This is a genomic window from Noviherbaspirillum sp. FW303-A3, from assembly GCF_058788695.1.
This window is the reverse complement of the sequence record NZ_JBYTAZ010000004.1, coordinates 20,382-39,311: the sequence shown is the minus strand read 5'-3', so window position 1 is coordinate 39,311 and position 18,930 is coordinate 20,382. Positions and strand designations below refer to the sequence as shown.

Here is an 18,930-nt window from a genome sequence, read left to right as displayed (position 1 = left end):
GTCATGTTCCTCATGCTGGCAGTAGGTCTTACCCTGTGCCTCGTGGTGGGTTTTGGCGCAATCGTACTCGCGTGACAGAAGGGCAATCTGCTATGGATGACGTTCGCGAGGATAGGCAAGCTGGCCGAGGCAGACCACAAGTCGGCGACCGCGCCAAGGAGGTGGCGGCACGTATTGCGCAAGCGCGCGTTCTGGCCGGGCTGTCGATCGCAGATTGCACCGCTGCGCTGGGGATGTCGAAGAGCCAGTACACCTATATCGAGCGGCAATGCAGTGCGCGGCAGGAGACCGCTTATCTCGACCGCCTGGCCGAGCTGTTCAAGGTATCGCGTGAATGGCTGGCCAGCGGTGACAAGGGCACTGGCACTCCGCCAAGCGCAGACGGGGATATCGTGGATTCCGCCGAGCGGGCGCAATGGCTGGGAGATAGAGCGCGGGCGAGACGCGAGGAACTGTCCTTGTCTCGAAACGCCGTGAGCGAGCGCATCGGTTCTGGGGCAATGAGTCTGCTCAGTTGGGAAAGGAGCCTTCCCCGCAGGCGCCGCCCGATCGAGGAGGAGTGGGAAAAAGTCTTGTGCGTACCTCCTGGATGGCTGCGCAATACGGCGTTGCAGCCCTACCCTCCTCCCAGCTTTCCCGAGCCTGCATCTGTGGAAGGCGTCACAGTTGCTCAGGAAATGCGCGCAGTGGTGAACTGGTTCTCCCGCCAGAACCGGTTTCGCCGAACCATCGACTTCTCGGCGTTGACCCCAAGTGAACAACGGATGGCCGAGATCATGCTATGGCGTTTCGGCGTCTACGGTGAGGACGGCAGCACCTTGCAGGATATTGGCGACCGTATCGGTCTTACGCGTGAACGGGTGCGGCAGATCGAAGAGGACTTTGTCGCCAACCTCGATGACACCGCTGTCGCCACACCGGTGATCGATACGCTTCGCCACGCGCTGCAAGCCAACTTGCCGGGCAAAGTGGACGACCTGGACCGAACTTTCCGCGGCCTGCTGGGCGAATCCCTTTCGCTGGTTGGCGTTGATCGCTTCGCCCGCGAGGTATTGGGCAAGAGCGTGGTCAAGATCATCAGGAAACCGGCCAACATGCAGGGTTACTCCGAGCCGGTCGCGGTGCCGGACGACACGCCCGATGACGACGTGGTGCGCGCAGTGCGGCAAATAGCGCTCGCGATGGTCAGAACGTGCGGCGCGGCCCAGCTTCACTACGTCACGGGGATTGCGTCCGCGGACCTTGGACGCGGGCTGATGCCGGATTACGTTCTGCAATGCTGTCGTCTGTTCAGCAAATTTGAATGGTTGATTGAAGAGGACGGCTGGTTCTGGTTTGGACCGGACACTGAAAACCGTGCAAGGACGGCCGCGCTCAAAGTCCTCTCGGTGGCAACGCGCAACATAGACGTGGAAGAGATCCATGACGCGATGTCGCGGGCGCGAATGACGCGCTACGAGGCGGACCGTCCCCGGCTGCACCTTCTGGACGCTCCGCTGCCCGTGCTCCGGGAAGTCCTTCGTCGGATACCCGGCGTAGAACAATTGCAGTACAACGATTTCCGGCTTGATGTCCTGGTGTCACCGGAAGAAGTGCTGTCGGTGACGGAGATGGCGATACTGCGTGTCATCCAAAGACACGGCGGTGTCGCCGCGCGGCGCACCATCGCCGAGGAGGTGTTGGCCGATATCGACGTTACGCTTGTGGCGGTCAATTTCGCGCTCGACGGCTCGCCAGTTTTCGTCCGCCTGGACAAAGGCATGTGGGGCGTGCGCGGCAACCGGGTTGACCATGTCGCGGTTGCTGGTGCGCAAGCCAGCGTCGGCTATAGCGGTAACGGTGTCAGATATACCGCGCAGTCGCCGGTGCCCGTGGACGGCTGGTGGAAGATTCGTGTTCGGCTGCCAGACAGCGCATTCCCCCGCCGTCACTGGATCGTGCCCGTCGCAGTGGAAAGCCTGCTACAGCCAGGCGAGTATGCGGTGGATGGGTTCGAGGAACCGGCTCAGTACGTGGTGGCATCCAACCCGGCGCTCTGTGCGTTTGTGGGGAAGGTGATCGAGATGGGCATCCAGCCCAAGGAGGTGTTTTCGCTCGGTATTCATGAAAGCGAAAAGCGTCTGCGCGTCGAGCGCGTAGCGCAGCCGGAAGCCCTGCCCAACATGACGGACGGAGAGAAAGACGCAGCAACGAATTGACCATCACACACGGCGCTGGTAATTGGAAATCCGGGGAGTGAATTGCGAAAATGGATTCATCGAAAACGCCTTTTGCGAGAATCCAAAATGACCTTCACCAACTTGCCCATCGTTCAAAGCGTCGATCTCCATTGCATCACCAACACGTCCAACAAGGTCTACTACCTGCGCATCGTGGATTGCGGCGGCGGCCAGTATCGCGTCGAAGCGAACTACGGTCCGACAGGGAACGCCAACCGCTACGAGGATAAGTCCAAAGGGCTTGTGACGTTGGGGAAGGCGCAGCAGGTGTTTGACAGCGTCAAGAACCAGAAAGTGGGCAAGCGTGGCTATGTCGTTGTCGGGAGTTCTCCTGCCTCGCAGACCAGCGCCGCCGCTCCTGCGCCCGCTAAACCAGCGCCTGCTCCGCAACCCGTGAAGGCGTCTGCGCCGCCTGCACCTCCCGCAATGCCCGCTCCGGTCAATCCGGAAATGGCGAAGCTGCTCGCTTCGGTCGGTGGCGGCATCCCGGTTTTCAACATGGAGTGAACATGATCTACGTTGAGATTGAACTGAACGACGTAACCTGCCCGAAGCGCTGTCCGAATTACCGCACGGCGGAGGGCGACCTGGACCGCGAGCGCATCCGGGAGTATTTTGGCCATATGGGTTACCGGGTGGGGTCGATCCGTCTGCTTTAGCGTGACGGCCGCCCGGCTCCGGGAACCGGTGTCGGCAGCGGCCTATGCCATCTCGAAACTGGTGTGAGGTGCGGATCTCCGCGGCGATCATTCCTCGTCGGTCATCACATCGAATTGCATGCCCTGCGGCCAGCCGTAGGGATTGACGCCGAGGGCGTCCTCCAGGATGAGCTGCGGTGCGACGTCCTCGTAGCCGTCGTCGGTTCCGGTGATCTTGACGAAGGCGCAACTGCCGCCGGTTGCCGCACGCACCAGGTCGGCCAGCCGGCGAATCTCCTTTTCCCATGCCTCCACCTTAGCCGCAATGAGGGTCTGTTCGACCGGTGCGGCGTCCTGCTTCTGCATGTCGATTGCCTTCTGCAATTGCGCGTCGAAACACGGATCGCATATCGGCCGCCGTGACGGGTGCGGATGGGCATGCATCAATGCCCCCTTGGGCTGCATGTTTCCGCAACGGCAGCAACGCATCGCGCGTCCGTAGGTGACCGCTTCCATGCGAAGCAACAGCCCCCGCTCCATCGCCTTGCCTGCCTCGATTGTGCTCATGTCCGGTTCTTCCAAAGGGTGTTGGTCAAGAAGTGTATACGTGGCGCTGAGCGTTGCCTACTCGCCATCGCAGCGGCGCGCATGGCACCGCTACGGGACCCCCACTCCGTGCGCGCTTCGTTTGTTATCCTGCCCGGCACTGGAGAACGGCAGGCAAAGCGTCGACCGCCGTCGCGAAAGTGCAATCCCAGGCAACGGAGCTGGCTGTACGGGTCTGTTGATGCAGAATGCCGCGCTTGCGCCACTCCGCCGCGACATCATCGAGGTCCGCGAACTTGCCCTGGGCGAGGTTCGCGGCGACGATCCCCTCCTCAATCCGGCGGTCTGCTTCCGCGTCATCCATCCAGCCGGGAACGAGCACAAGCGCGTCGGTCTCGAACCCGTCCACGCCAGACACGGATACGGCCTTGATCGGAAGCGCTATTGCGAGTTTCTGCAGCCCGATTACCAAGGCTTCCGCCTGCTGGCGCGCTGCGACGCTGACCGCCCCATTCGAGCCAAGTAGATCGCGGAGGGCGACCGCAGCCTGTAGCAACGGCATGGCGTCGGTAACTACCGCGTCCTGTGCCTGCTCTGCACCCGCCGCGAGCTCAAGTGCCTTGGCGTCGCGGTGGATGACTTCACCGGTCTCCTGTGACGTCGACTGGATCTTCACGATGGGATAGCTGGCCAGATGGTAGGTGGCGAACCAGCGGGCTTTCGCGAGCGTCTCAATTCCTTCGGTCGTTTCACAGAAGCGGGCCTGCTCGAAATCCTCCTTCGACGCATAGCAGATGACTTCGTACGAAGCGCCGTCGCCGTCGGTCAGCGTTTGCTGAACCGCAAGATCGAGCGCCAGTCCGGAGACGAGAACCTTCTCGACCAGGTCGTCGATCAGTTCGTTGTCTTCCAGCGAGCGCCATTGGCCGCCGGTGAGATCGACCGACGACTCCACACCGTCTGCCGTCAGCGTGAGCGAGGCCGACTCGGTACCCAAGACCGGCTCGGTATCCCAGCTTCCGTCACTGCGAATGGTGCCCTGCTCGGCTCCGCGGGTGAAGGTGATGTCGCAGTGGGCACCGCAGCCGCTGGTGAGGGCGATAACGAGGGTACGGGTAGACGGGTGATGGGTCATGGATGGATCTCCTTAAGTGATGAAACCATCGTACCCATCGCCGTCGGGAATTCAAATTCCCCAAGCCGCGGTGCGGCGAGCGGCAAGTTGACGAATCTCCATGCGAGGCGGTCGTGCGCCGCTACAGTCAAATCAATAACAAGAAGCGGAGACAAAACACATGCTGCTGTTGGGACGCGTCGTTGCGGTAGTGCTCCTGATACTGCCCTGCCCCCAGGTCTTTCAGTGGCTGCGTCACGGTATTTCATGGACGGCAGACGTGGAATCGGACATAGCCGCCGTCGCGGTGCTATGGATGCTCGCGGCGATCGTGCACGCCATTGTCCACATCGCGAACCGGGCCGACGCGAGCCCATCAGTGCATCGGAAATTGGAAGAAGGCACGCCGGCCAAGTAGGATGGGTTCATTCTGAAGGAGCCATCCATGAGCGACTATTCCCGTATCCCCACGAGCGCCGAAGTTTGGGCCGTGATTCATGCGCGCCATAAGGACGACCTCGGCGTTTACGCGACTTTCAGCGCACCTGATGGCGATCCCAACGGTAATGCAGACCTCGGGCGGATGGAAACGGCCTACGGCCTCCGTGGCTCGGATTATCCCTTGATGGAAGCGCGCACGACCTGGGAGATCGACCGGAGCCAGCCGCATCGGCGGGTAAATGAAAAGCACGAATACTGGCTCTGCGTGCCGAAAAAAGACGATTGAGGACCAATCCCTCCGTACTTATACGCAGCCTATATTTGCGTTTTGTTGCCTTTGATCAATGTTGTCAGCATCTTGTCGTCGATATGATGTGCGCCCATCGGTTGTCAGGTTAGAAAGGTTTTTGTGATAGTGGAATGTGCTCCAAAGCGGGTGTCCGAACAGTCCCGCGACATGCTCGACGGCGGTGCTGCCGCCAGTTTCGTACGTGCCTTGTACCCAGAGAAGGTCGGCCGCTTCGAGGCGCACCACCATGCGCTGATCAACGGCGCTGCGGCAATCGAAGATATTCCGCATTCCGTCGGCATCACAACCGGCCGACCGCTCTATCGACTCGAAGACCTCGCCCTTTGGGCTGACCAAAGCTAAGCTCCGGGCTGCGTTGACCGCCGCTGCACAACGCGGATAATCGCGGTCATGAAAACGCGCACCCGCCTCCCCCGCTTCGCATTCGACCTCAGTCGCCCGCTCTCCGTCGTCCAGCTGCCGAACTCCGGTGGCATGGCGCTGCCAGTGCTTGCCGCGTGCGACTTCATCGAGCTGGAGTTCGTGCACAACGCGTCGCCCAGCCTGCAGGCGAAGATGCAGCAACGCTTGCTCGATCTGCGCGTACGCGAATGGACTGCGCCCGCCGGTTGATCGAGATCATCTTTCCCCGTTTTAACATCAAAAAGTCGTCAAACCGACCCGTTTGCGCTTAAGTGACCCCGCGTCGTGATATAGCCTAAGTAATGCCGGATCCTCGGCGTCACCTATGGTTAGAAATGAACACACGACAAAAAGCCACCTACTCCCTGATTGCCCTTGCCCTCGCTGCTGCGCTCTTTCGCCTGAAAAGCGCACCGGCCTGGATCGCGGTCGCCTTCCTTCCGACCCTCGCCCTTGTTGCCATGATCCAGTGGCGCGAACGGCTGGCCGCCCTGCCGACGACACACTGGCTCAGGCGCATTGCCTTCGTCAATGATGTCGACGCGCTGGTCCGCCGCACGCTTGCACTGCCCCAGTCCATGCGTGTCCTGACGCTGGCCGGATGCCTTGCCTGGTGCTACGTGATATTGGTGATCGTGATGCCTGAAGCGGTGTCCGTGTAAGGCGCACCGCGGGCGCTTGCGGTAATTTGAGTCCGCAGCGTGCTTTGGCAGAATGGTCTGCATGGATACCCCAGCCACCACCACCATGACCGCACTGCTCCTCGTTGCCCTTGGCACGACCGCTGCCACTGCCGTCATCCTGGTCCTGCTTGCACTTGCTACTCCGGTGCTTGGGTATCCAGCGGTGGGCCGCGAGCCCACCACCCGCGCAGGAAGGCTGATGCCAACCACATCACGTTCCGTTCCGGCCGGATCGACCTCCCGCCCATGGACGCTCGACTACGGCTGAACTCCGCGCGGTCCTTGTGTTGGCGAGGATCGCGCGACCCTACCAAACAACGTCACGTGAATAGCCCGGCGCCCATCGTCGGGCTATTTGCATTGAGGGGCGCTTCCTCACATCGGGATAGGGATTGTCTTGTAGCCGACGTAAAGGGGATGCTTTGGCGTACGGTCCTGATTGAGTTGAAGCGCGTACGGTGTAACGCCGGTTCCTCGCAGTAGCCGCAATACCGCTTGGTCCCTGCCGCCCAGGACGCCGGGCTTCCCCCATCCGCACACCACCACAGCCGCATCGCGCGCTGCATCGAGGATCATTTCGTCATTGTCCGGTCCAACCAGGTCGAATCCTGAAGCATGCAGGCCGGCAAGCTTGGTGGAATCGGTTTCCCTGTAGGCGAAAGCGTTCGCCACTTCCAGCCCACCCACATGGAATTGAAAGCCGATCTTCGGCCACATTTGGACGCGCTGGATCTGGCGCTCGACGGTGGGGTCGTTCGCCACTTCATCGGCGGTACTGGGATTCATCATCAGCAACAGGGCACGCGGAAGCGTATCGTCCCATACGCGCCAAAGCCGGTAGCGGTATGTCTCGCAGTCGGAAAAAATTGCGCCGGTCGTTCCGAACAGTGTTTTCAGTTCACGGCGAATCACTTTCACCCCCCCCTTGGTTCTACGCTTAGTTCGAAACCCTGATACGAGCGGAGTGCGGTCCAGACGTTTTCAGGAACTTGTGCCTCTCATATGCGACGCATAGTGGATCTTCCTGGCGCCGCGTCACGCTCAGCATCGGACAGAGCGCCTTGGCTTCTTCAAGCCCCTTCCCTTGCTTCATCTCGGCCAGGCGGGTCTGCACCTGACGCGCGAATTCTTCGTTGGACATTGCTGACGCAGTTGCAGAGACAGAAGCGAGCAAGGCGAGCATAATTATTCGACGCATAGTTTTCCTAGTCCCTGATACCGTATTCTCTGGGCGGCCGGTCCATGCACATCCGGTCGAGCACCGCCGGCGCCTCGTAGGGCGTTCCAAATATGCGCTCCAATCGCGAGCGGAATCCCTGTGGCACTGTGCCGTTCTGTTCAAAGAATTCCGGATTGGTCATCGCCTCGAGCGGGTCGAACGGCTGCAAGCCTAAGGTCGGCCGCGTGCTGGCGTGCCAGATCATTGCGTCTTCGAAATCAATCGCAGTTACAACAAACGGAAGGATTACCGGAGGTGGCGCAAACTCTCTGTCCGGAAGTGCATGTAATTTCGCCCATGCCGAGCGTACATCGACGACCTGGCTGTCGGTATTCCTGGCGCATGCTAATAATGCTTCGTACATGGACGCCCCCAGTTTGCCAAGCGATCAATCATGTGAGGCGAAGGTAAAGATTGCACCCGTACATCCGGACTCTGCGTTTGGCTTTTTGCCAAGGTCCCTAATGGGATTTGCTGGTTGGCTCCTCAATCGCCAAAGCGCACTTGTTGTGCCATAAGCAAAGCGGGGTTTGCCAACCACGGTCTGACCTGTTCGCCATCACTGCTTGATTGCTTGAGCAACCGAGACATTCTCCTTTTACTGAAACTGCTTACTGTCGTACTTCTTTATCGACCGCAGCGATTACGCGGCAGCGTAATCGCTGCGGAAGGTCCGGTCGCGTGCCAGGAGCGCCCATACAATTCTGGCGTTTTTGTTGGCTAGTGCGACCGCGGCAACATTCACATTGCGCCGGCTGATCAACTTGCCCAGCCAGCTGTTTGCCTGGAGCTTGTGCCGGACATGCCATATGACGGCCCTTGCGCCATGAATGAGCAATGTTCGCAAATACGTGTCGCCACGCTTGCTAATCCCCAGCAGAGTCGTCTTGCCGCCGCTCGAATGCTGTTTGGGCACCAGGCCCAACCATGCCGCCAGCTGGCGGCCATTGGCGAAGTTCTTGGCATCGCCGACCGAAGCGACCAAGGCACTGGCGGTGATTGGACCAATGCCGGGAATGTGTTCCAGCTTGCGTGACAGTGCATTGGACCGATGCCAAACCTGGATCTGCACCTCGATCTCTCCGGCTTGCCGGTCCAGTTCCTTGAGATGCGCCAGCAGACGTTGTACCAGTTCGCGCATCAAGCCTGGCAGTTCGTCATTGGCTTGATCGAGCAACGCGGGCACATCCTGGTAAAGCGCGTTGATTCCCTGCGGCAGAATCAGGCCGAATTCGCTTAGCAAACCGCGTATTTGGTTGGCGGCGGCAGTGCGTGCTTTGACGAATCCCTGCCGCGCTCGATGCAGCGCCAGCACGGCCTGCTGATCCACATTTTTGACAGGCACGAACCGCATGGTTGGGCGGGTGACTGCTTCGCAGATGGCTTGGGCATCGGCAGCATCATGTTTGTTCGCCTTGACATAGGGCTTGACGAACTGCGGCGCCATCAGCTTGACGGTATGTCCCTGCGCCTGCAGCTTGCGCGCCCAGAAATGGGCTCCGCCGCAAGCTTCCATACCGATCAGGCAAGGCGATAGCTTGGCGAAGAAGGTGGCCATCTGATGCCGCTTGAGTTGTTTCTTCAAAACAGTATTTCCTTGCCGATCCACACCATGTAGCTGGAAGACATGCTTTGCCAGATCGATGCCAACTGTCGTAATCTCCATAATGACGCCCCTCTCGATTCAGGTGGAAGTTTGACGCTCTCACTTTGGCACATCGATGCCGTTGCGAGTAGGGGAGGATCGGCCGGGATTAATGTTTTTTTCGCCAAAGTTAAGTTAACTCGATGATTTATAAGGTGAAATCGAGTTTGTAGTTGATCGGCTCAACTCGCCGATCCAGGTCCAGCGGATATTCACCGAATCGGTTGATGTGCTCTCTCCGGTACGGTGCCGTGCCGCGCAGGAGATCCTCGGTCAGCGGGAAACCTTTGGCCTGCAGTCCCTTCAACACACGCGTCATGCCCTGCACGTTATGCAGGATCACCATGTTGGCGACCAACTGGTTGTACTTCACCACCTTGCGCTGCTCGTGCCGGATGTTTTCGGCGATGATGCCATCTCCGCCGAAGAACAGCCATTTGACGAAATCGTTGAACTCCTCGCTCTTGTTCGTCGCAGCGTTGATCGTCCGGCGCAATTCTGCGTCGCTGATGTACTTCAGCAAGAACTGGGTGCGCACCGCCCTGCCCAACTCGCGGAAGGCGTAGTACAGCTTGTTCTTGCGACTCGCCGTGCCGAGCCGGCGCAGGATTGTCGACGGCGCGATCTTGCCGGCCTTGATCGAGATCACGACTCGCAGCATGTCCTTCAGGTGCAAGGCGATCAAGTCCCAATCGATGGCGCCGCGAAACAGGCTGTTGATGTGCTCCAGCTCATCGTCGCGGCCGGCGCGGTAGAACTTCAGATCCTTGATGTTGCGGATACGCGGCATCAGGTTGATGCCCAGTAGGTAGGCCAGGCCGAACACCGGCGTACTCTGCGCCTGTGTGTCGCCGTGCAAGGTGTCCGGCTGGATGTCGGACTGGTTGTTGATCAGGCCGTCTAGGATGTAGACCGCCTCGTAGACGCCACAGGGAATGAAGTGGCTGAACAGTGCAATGTACTTGTCCGAGACGTGATAGTAGCCAATGCCGCCGTAACCGCCATAGCGGATGTGGTATTCCGATAAAAGGTTCTGCTCGTACATACTCCACTTGGTGCCGTCGGCCGAGGCACTTTTGCCGGAGCCCCAGTAGCGCGGCAGCGCAAAACGATTGTAGGCGTTGATCACCTTGAAGATCGCCTTGTCGAGCCGCTGCTCGGTCACATGCTTGAGATTGAGCCAGGCGACTTGCTTGCGGCTCAGTCCCTTGACCGATCTGGCCGTTTGTGTCGGTCCGAGATTACAGCCGTAGCAGAACAAGGTCGTGATGAAACGCTTGCGTGGGGCGTCGATTTTGGACTCGAAGCCGGACAGCGGGCCGAACAGACGATGCAGGTCAAGCCAATTTTCCACCTCGGTCAGCACGTCGAGGATGCTGGCCTCGGGAAGCTGGCTGCGGATCGCTTCGTCGACCATTTCCTGTTCCGCGGGCGGCTTCTGCTTTTCCGGACGGCGGATGATCAGGCCCGATTCATCGATATCGACGCCTGAGTTTTCCGGGAAATTACGGTCGACCGCGCGTGCCAGCTCCTTCATCTCGCGTCGCAGCTTGGCAACAAACTCCCTCGGCTCGACCGGCAAGCCGACCATCTCGCTATAGCCTTGCACCTCGCATTCATACTCTTCCCAGCTCACCAAGTGGTTGCGGTAGTCGTCGTAGTCGCCGCTATGTTCAACGAACAGGTCGCCCGACTTCAAGGCGATCATCACTTCGGAGAACACGGCCAGCTCGTAATACTTGCGGTGGTAAGTGGACGGCTCGACGTGCTGGCGGCGTCCAAAGACCAGATCGCGCCACTTGTCTGCCATCCAGTCGTGGTCGGCGACGTCCATGCCGCTCTCGGCAACCGAAATGTGCTCGCGGTGACTGGAACGGTATTTTTGAACCTGCGCGATCGAGCGCAACAGGCTCGTGTCCTGGGAGCTTGAGCGTAGTTCCAATGCCTCCAGGCATTTGAACAGGAGACTGCGCTTGCCCGGGTAGTTGTTGAGCATGAACGGGAAATAGTTGTTCCCGGCGTAGGCCATGTGTTCGTCACAAGCGCCAATCCACCGTTCGGCATCGCCGTCGAGCACAGTCTCAACGCGGGCAACGCGCTGATCGTTGGTTCCCTCTTCGCTAAACACGGTTAGCACATCGCGAAACTGACCGATCAGGCGCTCCACCTGCTGGGCCTGCTGCAGATGATATTGCCGTAAGCGCTCTTCGGCCGCGCTGTGCATGTTGCGCAGGGTCTTGATGAAGATGTCGGCAATATCGTCCATCGCCTTTTGCAACTGGGTCTGGACCAGCAGCACGGCAAGCGTGTAGCGCTTGAGCGGCTTCATCGCCCGCATCTCGGCCAGATCGAGCGCCCGAGCCTCCAAGACCAGTTGCTCGCGCTTGGCGGCGGCAATCTGGCTCGTATCCGGCAAATCCTTCGACAAGATCATCATGTTGTCGATGTGGGACAGGAAATCGGTCACTTCGCGCACATTGGGCTGTTTCGGCTCCCGCTTCAAGCCGTCCCACTGACTGCGGCCGGCCACGGTCCTGAACAGGCCATCCAGGCGGGCAATAACGGCGTTCGGCAATTGCCCCGCAACCGACTTGTAAATGCGTTCGTTGACGGTTGCCCGCGCGTTGATCGACATCCGATACAAGTCGGTGTAACTCGGCAGCTCAAAGCGGCGCTGCACCAGTTCCTCAATGAGCACATTGATGATGTCGGCCAGTTCCTGCTTGGTCTGCGCTGCCTGCAGCGCCTGGCCTTGCAGCCAGGTTTCGTCGGTTGCTGTCAGCTCTCGGATGCCGACAAATTCACGCAAGTATGCGCGGTGCCGGTGTTTGGTGCCGGATTTGTCATAACGGGCCAACGCCGCCTTGGTCGGTACTCTAACCTCGGCGCGGCTGCAAACGTGCTTGACGATCTCCGTCGGTACGCCGGTAAGCGCGACGAAATAACCCAGGCGCTGCAGCAGTTTCAGCTGGACCAGCAAGAAGGTCTGGAGAGTAACTTGGCGGTAGCGCGCTGCAACGAATTTTAACTCCGCCGGCGTCGGGGTATAGATGGCAATGAGTTCCTGCTCGGTGAACTCTTCCTTGAGTCGAGGATATGCGGTTTCGTATGCGCTGCTCATTGCACCTGCTTGCCTGGCGCTTGATGGTCAATTGAATAAGGCGAGAACTTGATGGCCTGCGACTGCGCCGGAGAACGGGTTGGCGCATTTCTGCAAGTGGTCCGTCGACTGGAGCACAGGGCGTAAACGCCAACTCGCCTAAGCGCGCCATCGATGTCTCATTCCGTCCCCATGGCACTTCGACCTTGCCATTCAGCAGCCTTTGTGCGGCGCGCTGAAATCTCCGGGGTTAGTGCGACGACTGCAGCCTCAAGACCGCGTACATATTGTCACTAAAGGGATTTCGATCCAGGACAGTCATTCTCGCCAGTCGAAGCCCGGCCTTATCCGCCATCAACCTCAGCGTTGACGGCGTAAAGTAATTGACATGGTCAGGCCAGCGAAAGCCGCACCACCGACGTCCGCGTAACATGCGGTTCAAACACCCGTAATTCGGGACCTTAACGATGATCGAGCCACCGGGTTTGAGTCGAGCGCCACAGTTCCGTAAAACCGGAAGCGGGTTTGTCTCGTGCTCAAGGTATGAGGCCATGATAATGACATCGAAATAGCGCTCGCCAAAGTGCAAGATCCCTTCCTTCGCCGAAGCATGGACGCAACTTCCGTTCAGGCGCTGCAGCTTTTCGTTTGATATGCGCGACAGTTCCTGGGAAATTTCAACGCCGTGGGGGATGCAACGCTGCTGCAGCGCTGGCGACAATGTCTTGAAGAGCTCCTTCAACAGCGATCCCCATCCGCACCCGACGTCGAGAATGTTGATGCGTTCGCCAGGTATCGTTTGAATCAAACTGCGAACCAATCTTAAGGTTTTGTTTCGCTTCAAGACCCGGCCGCGCAAGCGCTTGAGTGCAGTGCTGAACGCATATCTCAGCGGTTCTGCCTGTCTGCGTGCATTCGACTCCCTCTCGTACGTTACCTCATATGCAAAGTCGACTTCCAGCTCTTCATACGCCGGAGGATTAGCCAGAAACACAAGACCGGTTTCCATGCATTTCTTCAATATCCACGGTGCCGGCGCATACGGAACATCGGCTTCCTCGCCGCGGCGTTCCAGCAGGGGGGATACGCGATAAGCGCCCTGATTTTCCTTCACAGCTTCCCTCATTGTCTACGTCCTCACATTCAGCTCGTTTGTCCGCGAACCATAGCGTGATCGCATCGCGCTTCGACGATAGCCGGCCCGATGTGAAGATTGTGTAAAGATGGCCAGGTAAAAGCTAAGTTAGCGGAAAGGACAGGACAAAACGGCTTCCACCTTCCGTGCGCGTTTCCAAATTGATTTCCCACCTCAAGTGGTCGACAACGCGTTTCACGATAGGCAATCCCAAGCCCGTGCCGGTGTGTTGATCATGATCCCCGCGAACGAAACGCTCGAATAATCGGTTGCGTACCGAATCGGGGATGCCGGCCCCACTGTCTTCGATGACAAGACGACCGCCTGTCAACCGGATATGCACGGCACCGGCGTCCGTATATTGGCAAGCGTTACGAAGCAGGTTACCAACGGCGATACCGGCAAGCTCTGTCAAGGAGGGAGACGTACCTATTCATGCGCCATAAATAATTAAGTGTGTCTATGAACGCCGCTGCATGGTCCTGACGGCAGTAAGGCACAAGGCAAGCCAGGCCACCCCTTCCGCGATTGCTGCGAGCACATCACTCAAATAATGGACGCCCAAATACACCCGGCTAAAGCCAACCAGCATGATCATCGTTATGGCCACGAGCACTGCCAACACCTTCCACTGCCATGTCGTTGCCATGCTGACAATCAGTGCGGCGGCAAATCCATAGAGCACGGTCGCGGCCATGGTATGACCACTAGGAAAACTGTACGTGGTCGGGTTCAGGTCGACATTTCCCAAGGCAGGACGCGCGCGGTGAAACGCGAACTTCAGCAGCACGTTGAGCAGCATCCCGCCAGGCACCGTCAGAGCGAGCGCAAGCAGCCGATGCCAGAGGCGTTTCCATCCTAGATACGCCGCGAGCAGCAAGGCGAGAAGGCCGATCCCTGTAACATCATGGACTCGGCTGACAGACGACATAAATGCAGTCAATGGCGCATTTGAATGCGCATGGAACCACATGGCGACTGCCTGATCGACCTGGGTCAGGGAATCATTTGTGACGACATCTTCGGCGATCCCGCCGAACATCCAAGTGGCGGTAATGAGCACCACCAAGCCTACCGTCAATTGGAGTCCCAAATAGCTGCCCGGCGTCAGTCGTTCCTGCAACCAGACAATTTGCGGGTAAAAACGGCGTCGCAGCGCCTTGACGCGTGGCCCCTGATCTATGCGCGCCCAGCTCCGCTTGATGCCTGCCTCATGGCGTACCAGCCAGCGCCACACCCAGCCAAAAACGATGACGAGCAGCAACGCGCCGCCGAAGATCACGCTCGCGCGCCCCATCCAATGCTCGGCGAAGCGCCAACCCCTGCCCAGAACATATCCCAGCAAGATAAAGCCGACCGACCAGAGCGTGGCACCGAGAGCGTTATAGCAAAGAAAATGACGATAGGGCATGCGGGTGAAACCTGCAACAAAAGGCACTAGCGCACGCGCAAAACCGATGAACCGGCCAAAGAAGACTGCTTTGCCGCCATGGCGCGAAAAGACTTCCTGCGCCCGTTGCAGCCGCGCAGCGCTTATGCCGATGCGGTTGCCATGATGCAGAATCCATGGCCGGCCGAGCTGCCGGCCTAATTCGTAACCGATGTTGTCGCCCAGGATCGCGCCGATCACGGCCATGAACACGACGCCGTCGAGGTCCAGCATCCCTTGTGCCGAGAGAAAGCCGGCCACCAGCACCAAGCTTTCCCCCGGCACGAATACCCCTAGAAAGGCGGCAGACTCCAGGGTCGCCCCCAAGAAGATCACGAGGTAGCTCCACTGGCCCAACCGGCTGACGAGATCGATCAGATAATCAGGCATGATGACTCCTGATCGCATCGAGCCCCATCAGATATGCGGTGCGACGGCAAATGTCCAAACAGCCCAAGTGAGCGCAACCCAAATCCCCACGACTAGGGCCGCGCCCCAATAATTGCGAGGCTTGCGCCCCTCGCGCGCCATCCATGCATCCCCTTGTTCCCGGCATTCCTGCAGCACACCAGGAGGTACCAACTTGACCGCGATCCAGATAAGACCGGGTAACAATATTGCGTCATCCACATACCCCAAAATTGGAATGAAGTCGGGAATCAAATCAATTGGGCTCAATGCATATGCAACGACAAAAACACACAGCGCCTTGGCAAGCAACGGCGTCGCCGGATGTCTGTACGCGAACCAGAGCGTGATCGCATCGCGCTTGATGCGACGGGCCCAAAGGCTGATTTTCTCGAATAACGACATAGCTAAAACTTCTTTTACTGGTTTTTGAATAGTTTGCCGGACCGAGCGATCGTCATATCCGGCACCGACAGACACAAGCACGCATATCGACACAGCCTTTCGTTTCGTCTGCGTAGTATGACAGTTCCCTGATCATCCACTCACTGACTGCTCGGAACCGGGCTTTCGATTGCGCAATCATAGATGATGGCAGGCAAAACGCGAAAACCGACCGGTCTTTCATGGCGCCGCGTCATTCATTTTGCATAGCCGACGCGCCAGAACTCCTCCGGCTGTCAGGTTGAGGCAAAAGCGCCTGGCTTGCAGTTTCTTGGGATGAATCATTCCTGCCGGTTCGTGCCGCGAGCGGTCCTAAATCCGGCTTCTCCTTCAATGCGAGCAGTGCAAACTTCCCGTATTGACCGACAGGCATCAACATACGCCCGGCTGCCTCCGGCAGGTTCTTCATTTGTTCGCTTTCCATGGCGACCATCGCCGGCCCCTCTTCCAAACGCCGCAACAGCAGATCGGGGCGGGCAAGGCGCTCAGCTCTTCCCTGACTATAAAAGGCGGCGGAATACAGACGTCCGCCGCCGATAATAACCAATGGTTCGTCGCCATGACGTCTGGCCTTGTATGCGGCGACCAGTGACTTGGCCGACTTGTACTGATCCCGATCTGCCACGCGCAAATTGATGAGGAATCCTGCGTAGCCGAAACCGGTAATAACCAACCCCAGGGTCAACAGCTTTTCGACCCTTTGTTGCGGTAAACGAGAGAGGCAGGTCGCAATCCATAGCGCCAGAGCTGGCATGCCCGGCAAGACATAGGCCCACAATATATTTCCCGCCAGCGTGAAGAACACGCAGGGCATCAATCCCCAGCACAACAAGTAAATCGGCCACGATCCTTCGTCGCTGCGTCCGTGTCCGACAAGTCTGATATCCCGGTGCCAAACGATCGCCGCCGCTGGCAATAGAAGACTCCATGGCAGCCAATCCGCCAAGGCGAACAACCAGATCGTTCCGCGAGGATATTCATGCGCACTGCCGTACAAATCCCCCGTCCAGCCTGGAGTCACAAACCGATGCCAGTGCTCGCCGATTAAAAAATAGTCGAGAAAGCCAGGCGTACGCAGTTCAGCGGCGATGTACCACGGAAAGACAATGGCGGCAGACAGAGCAGCCCCGCGTACCCAGGGCAACGCGCGCCAGACCGTCAGGAAGCTTTTGGAGGCGAGTGACCATAACGCGATCGGCGCCCCGATCAAAATGAGAGCGACGGGGCCTTTGGCCAACAGTCCCAATCCGAGCCCGACAAATAGCAGCCAGCGTTGACGTGTTTTCTGCTCGGGCGTCCCCTGCAAGCCCAGCCAACATCCACGCATGGCAATGACCGCACTCAACGTTAATGCCATATCGGTCATGACCATGCCGGCCGATAAAAAAAACAGACCCGACCCAGTCAGCAGAACCACCGAGTAAAGTGCCTCACGTTGAGACCGTTGCGCAGCGGTTTTCCATACCAGCCAGACCGTGACTATCCCCATCACCCAATGGGGCAGACGCGCGGCAAATTCATTGACGCCAAACAGTTTAAAGCTCGCCGCAGTCAGCCAGAACGACAAGGGCGGTTTGCCCCAAAACGGCACGCCATAGTCAAACCACGGCGTTATCCAATTACCAAGTTCGACCATCTTGCGGGCAATCTCGGCGTAGCGGGCTTCTGTTGTATCCATCAATGGATACATGCCAAGGGATAACAATCGAAGCAATACGAGCGCCACGAGGCATGACACGACCCATCGATTTTTCAACACTGACAGTGTCTGCGTCATTTGAAGGCCCCAACAACTTCGGCGTGTTGTGGCGCATCCGCGATGGATGAAGGTTGATATTCTTCAAGCAAATAGAGCGGGCGGCGCTTGCTTTCAACAAACAACCGGCCCAGGTACTCGCCGATCACGCCCATGGCCATTAACTGCAAGCCGCCTAAAAACAGGACGGTGACAATTAACGTGGGAAAACCCCTGACAGCATCGCCCAAAAAGAGCGTCTTGAATAAAAAGTACAAGCCGTAAATAAATGCCGCAGCAGCGCAAGCGAATCCAAGGTAAGTCGCCGCTTTCAAGGGTGCGATTGAAAAGCCCGTGATGCCCTCAATGGCAAAGTTCCATAACCGCCAATAACGCCATTTTGTTTGTCCCGCAGCGCGGCCGTCCCGGTCATAGTCGAGGGTGATTTGGGGGTAACCGATCCAGGCGAACATCCCCTTCATGAAGCGATTGCGCTCCGAAAGCAAGTTCAACGCATCAACCGCCCGCCGGCTCAACAAGCGGAAGTCGCCGACATCTTCGGGAATCGGCACTTCGCTCAAGCGATTGATGATGCGGTAAAACGCATGCGCCGTGGCTTTTTTGAGCCATGATTCGCCGCGGCGGTGACGTCTGCGCATGTTCACCATATCGGCGCCGTTCGACCAGGCGGCGAGCATGGCCGGGATCAGCTCCGGAGGATCTTGCAGATCGGCATCAATGATGATGACGGCATCTCCCCGCGCGAGTCGAAGCCCTGCGCTCATCGCTTCTTCCTTACCGAAATTGCGGCTAAAGCGTGCAATGCCGACATGCGGAGTCAGCAGACGCAATTGCTTGAGAATCTGATGAGAGTTATCGGTGCTGCCATCATCAATGTAGACGACTTCCCAACCACCTTGCACACCCGTGAGTGCGTTCACCAGGCGACGATGGAATACTGGCAATACTTCTTCTTCATTGAATACCGGCACAACAACAGTTAACGTGAGCGGAGGCGGTTCGCCAGCATCAACGCTGTAGAGCGGGGGGGAGGTGTTCATCGAAATGTCCAGACACGGTTGAAGCCATAGGTGAAAAACAAGGCAAGCAAAGTCGCCGCAATCTGGCCTATCATGTAATGCCATGCAAAAAGGGCCGTGCTGGCCCAGACCAGAGCGGCACTCAAACTTGCGCCCATCGCCGCCACCACCAGAAATCGGCTGAGCGCGGACCAGTGCGGGGATGCACTGGAGAAGGTGAATCGCCTGTTTCCCCAATAAGCGACCAAGGCGCCGCAGCCGGAGCCGATCGTTGCGGAATAGGCTGGACGTAAATGCCCGCCTTCCACCAAGAGGAACAGGACGAAATAATGCACGCCGGTCGCAATGCAACCGACCAAGGAATAACGTAGAAATGCCATCACGACCTAATGCAAATCAGACTGCCCAGCGTTCAACGATAG

At 58.4% G+C, this 18,930-nt stretch carries 23 protein-coding genes; 9 read left to right on the top strand and 14 right to left on the bottom strand.

Going from position 1 to position 18,930, the window contains the following annotated elements:
* Positions 1-92 precede the first annotated feature (92 nt).
* The 3 genes from AC3WOY_RS28295 to AC3WOY_RS28285 all read left to right on the top strand — a co-directional run bounded on the left by AC3WOY_RS28295 (position 93) and on the right by AC3WOY_RS28285 (position 2,878).
* Positions 93-2,198: a helix-turn-helix domain-containing protein gene (locus AC3WOY_RS28295; protein WP_492429845.1), complete on the top strand. Its 2,106-nt coding sequence runs from the start codon at positions 93-95 to the stop codon at positions 2,196-2,198.
* Positions 2,199-2,285: 87 nt separating this feature from the next.
* Positions 2,286-2,726, top strand: coding sequence for a hypothetical protein (locus AC3WOY_RS28290; RefSeq protein WP_492429843.1), 441 nt, complete (start codon positions 2,286-2,288; stop codon positions 2,724-2,726).
* 2 nt (positions 2,727-2,728) lie between these two features.
* Entirely contained in the window at positions 2,729-2,878 is a 150-nt protein-coding gene (locus tag AC3WOY_RS28285; RefSeq protein WP_492429841.1) for a hypothetical protein, read from the top strand.
* Positions 2,879-2,965: 87 nt separating this feature from the next.
* On the opposite strand, the gene AC3WOY_RS28280 is transcribed toward AC3WOY_RS28285, so the two are convergent.
* Complete coding sequence (locus AC3WOY_RS28280) at positions 2,966-3,424, bottom strand: hypothetical protein (protein ID WP_492429839.1); 459 nt, start codon at positions 3,422-3,424, stop codon at positions 2,966-2,968.
* 124 nt (positions 3,425-3,548) lie between these two features.
* Entirely contained in the window at positions 3,549-4,538 is a 990-nt protein-coding gene (locus tag AC3WOY_RS28275; RefSeq protein WP_492429837.1) for a hypothetical protein, read from the bottom strand.
* 160 nt (positions 4,539-4,698) lie between these two features.
* Between AC3WOY_RS28275 and AC3WOY_RS28270 the strand changes: the two genes are divergently transcribed.
* The 6 genes from AC3WOY_RS28270 (at position 4,699) to AC3WOY_RS28245 (ending at position 6,621) form a co-directional block, all read left to right on the top strand.
* Positions 4,699-4,935, top strand: coding sequence for a hypothetical protein (locus tag AC3WOY_RS28270; protein ID WP_492429836.1), 237 nt, complete (start codon positions 4,699-4,701; stop codon positions 4,933-4,935).
* Positions 4,936-4,962: 27 nt separating this feature from the next.
* The gene (locus AC3WOY_RS28265; RefSeq protein WP_492429834.1) at positions 4,963-5,244 is read left to right on the top strand and encodes a hypothetical protein; all 282 of its coding nucleotides are present in this window, start codon (positions 4,963-4,965) and stop codon (positions 5,242-5,244) included.
* A gap of 150 nt (positions 5,245-5,394) precedes the next feature.
* The gene (locus tag AC3WOY_RS28260; protein ID WP_492429833.1) at positions 5,395-5,610 is read left to right on the top strand and encodes a hypothetical protein; all 216 of its coding nucleotides are present in this window, start codon (positions 5,395-5,397) and stop codon (positions 5,608-5,610) included.
* Positions 5,611-5,658: 48 nt separating this feature from the next.
* A complete protein-coding gene (locus AC3WOY_RS28255) occupies positions 5,659-5,880 on the top strand; it encodes a hypothetical protein (RefSeq protein WP_492429832.1) in 222 nt (73 codons plus the stop codon).
* 125 nt (positions 5,881-6,005) lie between these two features.
* Entirely contained in the window at positions 6,006-6,332 is a 327-nt protein-coding gene (locus tag AC3WOY_RS28250; protein ID WP_492429830.1) for a hypothetical protein, read from the top strand.
* Positions 6,333-6,393: 61 nt separating this feature from the next.
* Positions 6,394-6,621, top strand: a complete 228-nt coding sequence (locus AC3WOY_RS28245; protein WP_492429828.1) for a hypothetical protein — start codon at positions 6,394-6,396, stop codon at positions 6,619-6,621.
* A 107-nt stretch (positions 6,622-6,728) separates the two neighbouring features.
* Here the strand turns inward: AC3WOY_RS28245 and AC3WOY_RS28240 are convergent, their stop codons facing one another.
* The 12 genes from AC3WOY_RS28240 to AC3WOY_RS28185 form a co-directional block, all read right to left on the bottom strand.
* Complete coding sequence (locus tag AC3WOY_RS28240; protein ID WP_492429827.1) at positions 6,729-7,271, bottom strand: DUF1643 domain-containing protein; 543 nt, start codon at positions 7,269-7,271, stop codon at positions 6,729-6,731.
* Between the two features lie 19 nt (positions 7,272-7,290).
* The gene (locus AC3WOY_RS28235; protein WP_492429825.1) at positions 7,291-7,494 is read right to left on the bottom strand and encodes a hypothetical protein; all 204 of its coding nucleotides are present in this window, start codon (positions 7,492-7,494) and stop codon (positions 7,291-7,293) included.
* Positions 7,495-7,558: 64 nt separating this feature from the next.
* Complete coding sequence (locus tag AC3WOY_RS28230; protein WP_492429824.1) at positions 7,559-7,936, bottom strand: hypothetical protein; 378 nt, start codon at positions 7,934-7,936, stop codon at positions 7,559-7,561.
* Positions 7,937-8,215: 279 nt separating this feature from the next.
* Complete coding sequence (locus AC3WOY_RS28225) at positions 8,216-9,238, bottom strand: IS110 family RNA-guided transposase (RefSeq protein ID WP_492429822.1); 1,023 nt, start codon at positions 9,236-9,238, stop codon at positions 8,216-8,218.
* A gap of 127 nt (positions 9,239-9,365) precedes the next feature.
* On the bottom strand, positions 9,366-12,338 hold the full coding sequence (locus tag AC3WOY_RS28220) for a Tn3 family transposase (protein WP_492429093.1): 2,973 nt from the start codon (positions 12,336-12,338) through the stop codon (positions 9,366-9,368).
* 229 nt (positions 12,339-12,567) lie between these two features.
* Positions 12,568-13,443, bottom strand: a complete 876-nt coding sequence (locus AC3WOY_RS28215; RefSeq protein WP_492429095.1) for a class I SAM-dependent methyltransferase — start codon at positions 13,441-13,443, stop codon at positions 12,568-12,570.
* A gap of 112 nt (positions 13,444-13,555) precedes the next feature.
* Complete coding sequence (locus tag AC3WOY_RS28210) at positions 13,556-13,867, bottom strand: sensor histidine kinase (RefSeq protein ID WP_492429097.1); 312 nt, start codon at positions 13,865-13,867, stop codon at positions 13,556-13,558.
* 45 nt (positions 13,868-13,912) lie between these two features.
* Entirely contained in the window at positions 13,913-15,271 is a 1,359-nt protein-coding gene (locus AC3WOY_RS28205) for a bifunctional DedA family/phosphatase PAP2 family protein (RefSeq protein ID WP_492420098.1), read from the bottom strand.
* A 27-nt stretch (positions 15,272-15,298) separates the two neighbouring features.
* Positions 15,299-15,694 carry a YkvA family protein gene (locus AC3WOY_RS28200; protein WP_492429109.1) on the bottom strand — a complete coding sequence of 132 codons (396 nt, stop codon included), beginning with the start codon at positions 15,692-15,694 and terminating at the stop codon, positions 15,299-15,301.
* A 232-nt stretch (positions 15,695-15,926) separates the two neighbouring features.
* Positions 15,927-17,510, bottom strand: a complete 1,584-nt coding sequence (locus AC3WOY_RS28195) for an ArnT family glycosyltransferase (protein ID WP_492420100.1) — start codon at positions 17,508-17,510, stop codon at positions 15,927-15,929.
* Positions 17,507-18,529 carry a glycosyltransferase family 2 protein gene (locus tag AC3WOY_RS28190; RefSeq protein WP_492429099.1) on the bottom strand — a complete coding sequence of 341 codons (1,023 nt, stop codon included), beginning with the start codon at positions 18,527-18,529 and terminating at the stop codon, positions 17,507-17,509. The genes AC3WOY_RS28195 and AC3WOY_RS28190 overlap by 4 nt, the downstream gene beginning before the upstream one ends.
* Complete coding sequence (locus tag AC3WOY_RS28185; protein ID WP_492420102.1) at positions 18,526-18,888, bottom strand: GtrA family protein; 363 nt, start codon at positions 18,886-18,888, stop codon at positions 18,526-18,528. The genes AC3WOY_RS28190 and AC3WOY_RS28185 overlap by 4 nt, the downstream gene beginning before the upstream one ends.
* Between the last annotated feature and the right edge of the window lie 42 nt (positions 18,889-18,930).